Source organism: Empedobacter sp. UBA7620 (assembly GCF_002484185.1).
GTDB classification, from domain to species: domain Bacteria; phylum Bacteroidota; class Bacteroidia; order Flavobacteriales; family Weeksellaceae; genus Empedobacter; species Empedobacter falsenii_C.
This window is the reverse complement of record NZ_DLJI01000055.1, coordinates 54,703-65,760: the sequence shown is the minus strand read 5'-3', so window position 1 is coordinate 65,760 and position 11,058 is coordinate 54,703. Positions and strand designations below refer to the sequence as shown.

Sequence of the window (11,058 nt, the reverse complement as noted above, 5' to 3'; positions counted from 1 at the left end):
TCATACACAATCGAACGTAAATACAAAGAAATAGCCATTCGTAAAGTTTTAGGCGCAGAAACGTCTTCTTTACTACGAATTTTATCCAAACAATATATCTATTTCGCATTCATAGGTTTTGCTCTTGCGATTTTACCAAGTTATTTTCTGATGCAAAAATGGTTAGAAAACTTTGCTTATCGCATTGATATTTCAATCTGGATTTATGTATTTGCTTTCATTTTATTATTGAGTTTAACCTTAATTGTTGTTTTAATAAAAGCTTATTCTGCTACTCGAATCAATAGTTTAAATTATCTGAAATACGAATAAATATGCTTAATAATTGGCTTAAAATATATTTTAGAAATACAATCAAGAACAAAGGATTTACATTTCTTACGATTCTTGGCTTGGCAATCGGAATTGCTGGTGTCATTTTTTCGACCTTGTATTGGAAAGATGAAACGAGTTACGATCAATGGAATCCTGAAAAAGATAGAATTTTTGAATTAATCACATTTTTAAAACCTGACTTACAAATAGCTTCTACAACTGGTCCAATGGCGGAGTTGGTAAAAGAAAAATCGGATAAAATTGAAGAAACTTTGTTCTATCAACCTGGTTATTCATCAGAACTTTATATCATTAATCAGAAGAAAGAATTATTAAATAAAATTGCAATCACAGGGAATAATTTCTTCGATTTTTTTCCATTTGATTTTGTCCAAGGAAATAAAGAACAATTCAAGAATAATAGAAATGCAGTTGCGATTGAAGAGCAAGAAGCAAAACGAATTTTTGGAAATGAAAATCCTATCAATAAACAAATCAAAAATCTTAATGGAGAAATTTTAACCATTTATGGTGTTTATCAATTGAAAAATAATTCAGGGTTTTTACCTAAATATGTAATTTCTTCACCAAATCTCAATATTGATGATTGGAATAATTTTACCTATGCTTTATTGATTAAATTAAAAAATCCTAATGATAAAGAAGTTGTAGAAAAATCTATTAATAAGATTTATTATGAAAATATTGTACAGAGATATGCTAAATTAAGAGGAATTTCTGTCGATGAATACATTAAAACATCGGGGTTAACGAAAGGATATTTACAACCAATAACAGATAGTCGTTTGAAAGCAGAAGTGACAGGATTTCCAGAAGACAAAGGAAATCTTAATTTCCTGAAAATTAATCTGGGTTTGTCAATTCTAATTTTATTGCTTTCAATTATCAATTACATCAATCTTTCGACAGCACAAACTATTCGTCGCGCGAAAGAGGTTGGAATCCGAAAAGTTTTAGGAGCTTCAAAGCAAAATGTCATTTGGCAATTTTTGTTCGAAACTGCGATTACAACGTTTTTTTCTGTTCTTTTAGCACTTACATTGGTAGAAATAGGATTGTCAAGTTATAATATATTGATTAATAAAAATTTATCAATTAATCTCATTGAATTTGTTCCTTATCTAGTTTTAATTTTTTTAATCGTTATTCTTTTTGCCGGTATTTTTCCTGCGATTTATGTTTCAAATTTTAAAGAATTGAATGTTTTGAAAGGGAATTTCTCAAGAAGCAAAAATGGAATTTGGATTAGAAATTTGATGTTAATTATTCAGTTTACAATTGCTACTTTCTTTATTGTTGCTGGAAGTTTAGTGACAGAACAAGTAAATTATATGAGTAAAAAAGATCTTGGTTTTTCTGGTGATCAAATTATAAATCTTACGTTGAGAAGATATGATTTAGGAGAAAAACGTTTAGATTTTTATAAAGTAATCAAACAAGATTTATTGAAGATAAAAGGAGTGAAAAATGTAAATGCTACAGCATTTAAGTTTGGAAATAATGCAATGAATTCTTCTACAATGAGATTTCAGGATAAAAGTATTCAAATTCAAAATGTTCCAGTTGATTACAATTTCTTATCAATGATGAAAGTTAAGCTGAAAAACGGAAGAGATTTCAATTCAAAAATCACTTCAGATATGGTTAATAACATCATTTTGAACGAAACAGCGATGAATGAATTAGGAAATTTATCAATTGGAGATCAAGTTGATTGGAACGAATATAAGTTTAATATTATTGGAGTTGTAAAAGATTTCAATATTGGTAGTCCAGAAAATAAAATTCCTCCAATGATGCTTATCAACGTAAATACAGTCGATTGGTTGCAAAATAATCTTAGTCAAATTTATATCAAAGTTGATGCAGAAAATACAAGCGAAACAATTGCTGCAATCGAGAAGTTTTGGAAAGCCAAAGTTGATCAAGATTATCCGTTCGAATATGAATTTATCGACAAACAGTTTGCACGTTCGTATGAAAATTACACAAAACAAGAAAAAATGTTCAAGATATTGAATGTTATTGTGATAACAATCGCATTATTTGGATTGTTTGCACTTTCTTCATACACAATCGAACGTAAATACAAAGAAATCGCCATTCGAAAAGTTTTAGGCGCAGAAACATCTTCTTTACTACGAATTTTATCAAAACAATACATCTATTTCGCATTTATAGGTTTTGCACTTGCAATTTTACCAAGTTATTTTTTGATGCAAAAATGGTTAGAAAACTTTGCTTATCGCATTGATATCTCAATCTGGATTTATGTGTTTGCTTTTGTTTTATTATTGAGTTTAACCTTAATTGTTGTTTTAATAAAAGCTTATTCTGCTACTCGAATCAATAGTTTAAATTACCTGAAATACGAATAATTCTCTGTTTATGAATGCTAAATATTTTTTATTAATGGTTGTGCTTTTCTCATTTTTGGGAAAAGCGCAAAACCTAACGTTAGAAGATTGTTTGAATTTAGGGAGAGAAAATCAACCTGATTTTAAAATTCAGTCGATAAAAATTGATCAAAAAGTGAAAACAAAACGTTCTTTTGCTTCGCAATTTTTACCAACTATTGATGCTTCAGTTTCTCATGCATATAATTTTGGTTCATCAATTGACCCTTCAACTAACACAAGAGAACCTTCTAATATTCAATCAGATAATTTATCAATTAATGCTCAAATTAATTTGTTTGATTTTTCTAAATTAAATCAAACAACAATTCAAAACTATGATATCGAATTAGAAAAACTTGAATTGAAAACAATTCAAAATCAATATGATTTGTTGGTTTTAGAAAAATATATGGCGGTTTTGGCTTTGCAAGAATGGCAAAATGTTTTGAAATCTCAAATGGAAAATTCTCAGATACAATTTGTTCGAATTTCGAAAGAAGTAAAAGAAGGGAAGCGTCCGAAAAGTGATTTTTATGATATTCAAGTTATCGTTCTTCAAGAACAAAATGATTTAGAAAAATCTAAACATGATGAAATTATAAGTAAAACTGAATTGATTCAATTACTGAATATTACAAGTGTTTCACCAGAAAATATGGTGTTACAACAACCTTTATTAGATGAAATAAATCTGAATGAATTCAATTTTTCAACTTATCCATCTATTGAAAAATTTGAGTTGAATACAAAGAAAATCAATGAAGAATATAAGCAGTTATTTGGGAAATATGTACCAAGTTTATTTTTAAATTATTCATACGGAACTTTTTATGCGCAGAAAATTAAGAGTTTAGCAGATACAAATTTTCAATTTGGAAATCAATTAAAAGACAACAAAAGCCAATATATTGGATTGAATCTTTCTATTCCGATTTATTCGAGAGGAAATACAGCGCAACAACGTGAATTGAAAAAAATTGAATTGCAATTGAATGAAGCGCAAAAAAATAAAGAAGAAAAACGTTTAAATGATTTGGTCAATCTTGAATTAAAAAAACTGAATTTATTGGAAGATTTGACGAAATCTTTAATTGAAATTGTAAAAGCTTCTGAACAATCTTTTCAAACTACAGAAACAAAATATAAGTTTGATAAAGTTGATGCTTCGGTTTACAAATCGTCTAAAAATCAAGTATTGCAATCAAAATACAATGAACTCAATAATAATTTGAGTCAAGTATTTATTCAAAATCAATTAAAAATTTTAGTTGATAATTAAACTATCCAGAACAAAAAACGACTCAATTTATTGAGTCGTTTTGCTATTTATAAGTTGTTATTTATTTGGTAATTGCGGTGGACGCATTTTGTATTGATTCTGTTTCAAACTCATCAAAAAAGCTTCTAACGCATCCATTTCCGAAGCAGTTAAATTCAATTTCTGAACTAACTCTGTTGTTTTTGGAAATAATGAATCATTTTTCTGTTTTTCATTTGGTTGAAAATGAAACATTCCGGCATTGTACATATTGATTACGCCACGAATTGTAGGGAAAAGTCCGTTGTGCATATAAGGTGCATTTTGAGGAACTTCTCGTAATGAAGGTGTTTTGAATTCACCAACATTTTTAGCCAATTTAGTTGTATTGTATAAACCTAAATCTTCGTATTCTCGACCATAATATGTCAAACCAATATTATGAAATTTATTATCCGAAAAATACGCTGTATTATGACAATTGATGCAACGCGCTTTTGTGCGGAAAAGATGTAAACCTTCAATTTCTTGATCAGTTAATTCATCCGATTTTCCTGCAATAAATTTATCAAATCTATTTTTTGGAGATAAAATTGTACGTTCAAAGGTTGCAATCGCTTTTGTAATACGGTCATTCGTTACTTTTTCGTCTCCAAAAGCGGCTTTAAATAATTCTTTGTAACCATTAATTTCAGCAATTCTTTTTGTTGCAAAATCAATGTGATGATTCATTTCTTTTTTATCACGTATCGGAAATTCAGCTTGTTCTTCCAATGTTTTTGCACGACCATCCCAAAACATTACTTTTGAGTAAGCAACATTCATCAAACTCGGCGAATTACGCGCTCCCAATTGACGATCTTCACCATAAGGCACACGACGACCATCGCCCCAATTCAACTCAGGATCGTGGCAATTTGCACAAGAAATTTGATTTGAATTTGATAAACGAGGATCAAAAAATAAGGATTTTCCTAACTCAGCTTTCTCTTTAGAATATGGATTATCTTTAGGAAAAGGAACTTCGCCTAATGTACCAATATCTTCAAAACCATCTTTCAAAACACTTTCGTCCACAGTTGGTTTTGGCCATTTTGACTGATCTCCGCTACTATACAATGTACGTAATTCGGTAACTGTATAACCTTGATCGATTATTTTGTTACTGTTAAACGCATAAAATAGAGTAGTCGCACCAAATGCAACGATTGGAAGCATTTTTTTCATCTTCATTCTAATAATTTAATTGAATTCCGAAATTCATTAAATACGTATTATCTGTATTGATTTCGGAAAAATTGCTCTTATTTGTTGCAAATATACCTTTTAACTGCGTATATAGTTCGATAGTTTTGTAGTTTTTTACCGGTAAAATATAACGAATGGACGTTGAAGCATCAAAATGATTGGTTGTATTGTACGCATAATCATAAGCCGCAACATTGTTGTAAAAAGTATCTTCGTTGATTCCAGTCATTTTTGTATAATCAAAATAAGAATCCAACAATGCATAATAATTAAAAGCTAAACCGACATTTAATTTCGAATTATTCTTCAACATCAAATCTTTATTTCCATAAATACCAACATCCAACGATTTAATTTTCATGTCGTAAATCGCTAAAGCATCATAATATTTGTTCTGATTATAGCTTGTTTTGAAACCAAGAAAATAATTCATTTTTGTAAGATCACGATTTGCTAAATTAACATCTAAAATTAGATTTTGTAAGCGATTTTGATAATTCATTCCGCCAATAGAAACATCGTAATTTTCGCCATCTTTTCTCGAAAAATCTAAACGTGCATTGATTGTATTGTTATCAAATTTTGTCATAAAATTCGCATAAGCAAAATGCTCGTTGGTATCCCAAACATAGATAAAGAACTTATCTTCTTTGGTTTTGCTATCATACATTCGCTGTTGATTTTCTTGGTAATTGTAACCTAAAATCAACCTTGTATTGTCTGAACTAAATTGATATCCACCACCGATTTTTGAAATGATATTTCGTGTAAAATATTCGTAGATTGTTTTTTCGTTATTAATTGAATTTCTCAATGGGTTATTAATTTCGCGACCATAACCTGCCATGTAACGCAAATAGGTACTCGAATTTTCTTCTACATCTTGATTTCTACCTTTATACTTTAGACTATAATCTTTATCTTTTCGACCATATGCACCCAAAACAAAAATCTGATGTCCATCAAAAATTTGATAACCAACTTGAATTTCTCCAACCAATTGATTGTTTTTAATCTCTGGACGAGGATCTAATTTACGCGCCATTTTGTTGACATTCAATTCGGCTTTAGCAGCTAATGTTAAGTTTCCAAAATTTTTCGAAACTCCACCACGAATCAAATATTGTTGATTATCCCAATCTGCTGCACGCGGAACGTAGAAATATTGAGGAGAAAGCACTTGTTGTTCATCTGTACGCTCGTCAGAAAGATTCCATGATAAATTTTTTTCATTGAATTTCTGTAGGTCAATCATTCCAAAAATTCTAAAACCATTTTCTGTTGTGTACAAACCTTCGCTCAAAAAACCATAACGATTTGTTTCTTCGGCTGTTTGTTTACGCGCAAATTGATTGTTTTTATGACTGAAATAAATTCCAGTATGCGTATAATCTTTAATCGGTAAAGAATGTGTCGCAACAGGTAATTGCCAATTTAAATCCTTTATAACTTGTTCAGCTTCGTTAGAAGTTACTTTTATCGAATCATTTTCTTGTGCAAATGATGTACTTCCGAAAAGTAAACACGCAAAAGAAACAATTTTCAACAATTTGTTATCGTATGTTGTTAAATCAATTGATTTCATGTTTTTTTAATTTCTATTGCGCAAAAATCTTTGGTTCAGCTTTGATGTTTACAAAATCGTTTGTAGAATTGTTTGTATCCTTCAAAATTATACGACCATTAATTGTTTTTTGAGTTTTACGAATAATGGATGTTGATGTATAAGAACCCGCTGTTAAATAAGCATAACCAGCATCTTGTTTATTTTGTAGTTTTTTAGGAACCAATTTAGTTCCCATATCTTGAGTTGTTTCTACAGCATCTAAAATAAAATCATTCGGCAATTGTAAATATTGATACGTTGTTTTATTTGACGGATTTTTTACCTTACCAAAACCATTTATTTCATTTTCATCAGCTCTAAAAAGAATATAAGCTTGACGACCTAAATTGTCTAATAATAAATCTTTATTTCCATTTGCCCACCACACAATATCTAAATCGGGAACAGCAGGATTTTGAATATCATACGAATATTGAGAACCTAAATAACTCGTCATATTTACCTCAAAATCGGCGTTTGATAAGTCGACCGTTAACTCTGGTTTTAGAATTTCGATCACTTTACCCTTTGCATCGGTATAATTTCCTTTATGATTTATCGCCGTTTGCGCAATTGTTATACTTTGACCTGGTTGAACTGGATAAGTCGTTCCATTTCCTGGAATACGAACCGCATTCGAAACATAAACATAGCCCGTATTCGCTTCAGCACCTTTTGTATTTCCTTCACCTTTGGACCAATCTAATTGCCCATTTGCTTGAGAATATGATTGAGATTCGACTGTATTAGCACCAAATAATTGCGCAAAAATTAAACCATCTGCATAAATTACTTCATTCGAATTGTTGTAAATCTCAATAAATTGATCTCTAAACAAAGCGCCTTCTTTGATATCAGAACCTCCGTAATAGATTTGTTTTAAAATTAAACCACCAATTATTTTAGCCGAATTCAACTCGATAGCAATTGAAATATTTGAAGAATTTACACTCACATTTTGCGCAGATCCATTAAATTCAATATTATCTTCTGTTCCAGCATCATATCCAAATAAAGTTTCAAACTCTGTTGGAGTCAAGGAAAAACTAACATTCACTGAATATGTTCCTGGAATTAATTGAGGAAAAACCGCTTCACCATTACTGTTGGTAACTGCTTCATACGTCATTCCTGTTTGTGTATTTTTAAGAATTGTTTTTGCATTTACAGGTAATTTTGAAGCATCAAAATCACTATCAAAAGTAACCTTTGTTGTAAATGTAACGGGTTGAACCGCTGAATTTCCAAAATCATCATCAGAACAAGAATTAAATAATAAACTTGCTAAAATAGGAGTGAGAAGTATATATTTTTTTAACATAATAATCTTTTTTGAAATTGTTTAGAATTAGAAAGTATATTCAATTTTACCTCCCAATGAAAATTTTGCTATTTTTGAAACAATTCTTTCACCAGAATCGTTGATATAAGTAGGTTTTAAGCCTAAAACATTTGTTGTATAAACAGATACTTTGAATCCATTTAAGAAATCTTTGGAAATACGTAAATGGAAATTATGCAATGAATTTTGTAATTCTGCTAATGTTTTTTGTGGCGCTTTAATCAAATGTCCGTACAAATCTGTATTTCCTTGATCTTCGACAGGAATTGCATGATAAACAGAATTTTCATCCAAATATCCTATTGGATTTCTATTGTTGTATTTATCATGATTTTGAATAAAAATGTGTTCTGTACGAAGAGATAAAATCAATCCAACTTTTTTCAAATGATAATTAAAATTTGTTCCAAACATTAAAGCTTCATCATTCGATTTTGGATTATAATAGACAGCATATTTTTCTTTTGCTAAAACATTTGTAGAAGCTTCATATTCATAAACAGGCTTATTATTTGTTGTTTTTGTGTACGAACCATTCACCGAAATATCTAAATTTAAAGGTTTGATTCGGTTAAAATTCATAAACATTTCGATACCTTTATCCTTCGATTCTAAGTTATTTTCTAAAGTATTATAAATAATTTGATAAGCTTCTTTTCCAGTTACAGAATAGGTTGGAGTAGAAGTAGACGTGTCCACACTAATTGTAGAACCTTCTAAAGTTGCTGCATGATAAACTTTTGAAATACCATCTTTCAATTGATTATAATATCCTGTTACATTTAATGATCCGAAAGGCAAATTAACATCAAAACCTATTTCTGAATTGTAAGATCTACTTGGTTTCAAATTTAAATTATTTCCTTCCAAAAGAAACGTTTCAATCCAGCCATATTGTTTATTATTGACATAATAAATTCCGTCTCCCAACAAACGATCATAAATTCGATCACCTGTAAATAACTGATTTAACGAAGGTGCTTTAGAAGCAATTCCGTATCCACCACGAATTCTAAACACTTTATTGAACGCGTAAGATGTATTTATACGCGGTTGAAATGTGTTATTTCCATATTGATTATCAAATCTAAAACCTAAATCTAATTTGAAAACATTATCATTTTCGCCAAACTTCACAATTCTATCTTCTGCGTAAACAGACAATTGCCATTGAGTTTTGGTGTTTTTGAAATTATAATCACGATAACCCAAACCTCCTTTTGCACCGCTTAATGTATAATAGTTAGGCGTTGTATTTTCGTCTGTATATGTTCCACGACCTTTATTAGAACTTGATCGAGAAGATAAACCAACAGAAAAGGTATGGTTCCAATTGTTTTTAGATTCGTAATTTTTTACACCTTCTATATTCAAGAAAGTAGACATGGGAATTCCTTCTACATTTTTGACAAACCTATATTGATTTGGTAAAAATATCGCATCAGAAATTCCATTTTCCGTAGAAGTTGTAACTGCAGCAGTTGCTACATTATTCCAACGTTCTTCTTTCGAATTTTGCTTTTCATAACTTATGTTTGCATCAACATTTAAAGCGTCAATCCAATCTTTTTTCAAGTTCCATTTCAGATTATTAGATAATCGAATTGAGAACTTATCATTCTTTATTTTAGGATCCGAAATATCATCTGGATCATATTTTATTTTATCATTATTGATTGCAAAACTTCCTTCTAAAGTATTAACCAACGTATTGATTTTGTTCGATGATTTCCACGCTGCATTTGTCGTAATACGATTATAGGATTTCAAATTATCTCGAACATCTTCATTAGAAGCCAAATAATTACCCGACAAACTCAAGAAATTTCTATCATTAAGCTTGAAACCTTTTGATACATTATATTCTGTCGTCGCATCTAACATCGAAATAGAAGCGCGTAGGGGAGTTGCACCAACTTTAGAATTGATGATGATTAATCCTGAAGTTAAATCTCCATATTTTGCAGGAGCAATTCCTTGAATAATCTTTACTTCATCGATATTAGCTGTTGTAATTTGACGCAAATCGACACCATAACTTGGATTGTTAAAATCATTGAAACCACCACCAGATAAAGAAGTAAACGCTTGCATATTTTCGTTGTTCGAAATTGGAATATCATTGACTACAATCGACGTCCCAAATGCTTTATTCTGAAAATAATCTTTACGATCATTATTTGTATTACTCGACAAACTTCCTGATAATCCCAAATTATTTGAAGAAATCGCAGTTCTAAAAACAACATTTTTGAATTCGTTGTTGTTAAAATCCATTGTAACTTGTCCTGGTAATTGTTGCAAAACTTCGTTTAACGAAAACGCTTGCACATTTTCTATCGCTTCTTTACCAAGCGTAATTTCTGAATATTCTTTTTTCTTTTTCGGGAAAATATTAACCTGTTCTAATCGTAAAGTTTGATTATAAAGAATAATCGAAACGTTATTCTCTGAAGAATCTACAACAATTTCTTGTGTTTCTTTTCCTTTTTGAGAAAAAGACAAATTAGTATTCTCGTTCGTTAATTCGATTGTAAAAATTCCGTCAGAATTAGTTTGTGTCCATCTTTTACTTTGTGGATCTTGAACCTGTACGTTAGATAATTTTTTACCATTTTCGTCGGTTACAGTTCCGGTAATAATTCGTTGTGCATTTACAAAACCAAATGTACCCAATAGTGAGAGCGCTAATAAACCTTTTTTCATCAATAAGAAAATTGTGGTGCAAATTTATTTTAAATTAATCTAAATAGCAATAGAATAAAAATCATATTTTAATAAAACATTAAATATTAATCAAAAGAAGTAATGTTATCGGATCTAAGATTATGTTAAATAGAAAATGATTAAATTTATACAAAGATGAAAA

Annotated in this window: 7 protein-coding genes; 3 read left to right on the top strand and 4 right to left on the bottom strand. The window is 29.8% G+C overall.

Features of this window, described 5'->3' with window-relative positions:
* The 3 genes from B2217_RS14830 to B2217_RS14820 form a co-directional block, all read left to right on the top strand.
* The coding region (locus B2217_RS14830; RefSeq protein WP_291122988.1) for an ABC transporter permease at nt 1-312 on the top strand (312 nt) is incomplete at its 5' end.
* Nucleotides 313-314: 2 nt separating this feature from the next.
* Nucleotides 315-2,714 (top strand): ABC transporter permease, encoded by a 2,400-nt coding sequence (locus B2217_RS14825; RefSeq protein WP_180904379.1) that lies wholly within the window; start codon nt 315-317, stop codon nt 2,712-2,714.
* A 10-nt stretch (nt 2,715-2,724) separates the two neighbouring features.
* Nucleotides 2,725-4,014 (top strand): TolC family protein, encoded by a 1,290-nt coding sequence (locus B2217_RS14820; protein WP_180904378.1) that lies wholly within the window; start codon nt 2,725-2,727, stop codon nt 4,012-4,014.
* Nucleotides 4,015-4,071: 57 nt separating this feature from the next.
* Here B2217_RS14820 and B2217_RS14815 read toward each other — a convergent pair whose 3' ends face one another.
* The 4 genes from B2217_RS14815 to B2217_RS14800 are packed head-to-tail and all read right to left on the bottom strand — an operon-like array spanning nt 4,072 to nt 10,895.
* Entirely contained in the window at nt 4,072-5,220 is a 1,149-nt protein-coding gene (locus B2217_RS14815) for a cytochrome-c peroxidase (RefSeq protein WP_180906825.1), read from the bottom strand.
* Between the two features lie 7 nt (nt 5,221-5,227).
* The gene (locus B2217_RS14810) at nt 5,228-6,826 is read right to left on the bottom strand and encodes a DUF6850 family outer membrane beta-barrel protein (RefSeq protein WP_180904377.1); all 1,599 of its coding nucleotides are present in this window, start codon (nt 6,824-6,826) and stop codon (nt 5,228-5,230) included.
* A gap of 13 nt (nt 6,827-6,839) precedes the next feature.
* A complete protein-coding gene (locus tag B2217_RS14805; RefSeq protein ID WP_291122986.1) occupies nt 6,840-8,168 on the bottom strand; it encodes a DUF4876 domain-containing protein in 1,329 nt (442 codons plus the stop codon).
* A 27-nt stretch (nt 8,169-8,195) separates the two neighbouring features.
* The gene (locus B2217_RS14800; RefSeq protein WP_180904375.1) at nt 8,196-10,895 is read right to left on the bottom strand and encodes a TonB-dependent receptor; all 2,700 of its coding nucleotides are present in this window, start codon (nt 10,893-10,895) and stop codon (nt 8,196-8,198) included.
* Nucleotides 10,896-11,058: the final 163 nt, after the last annotated feature.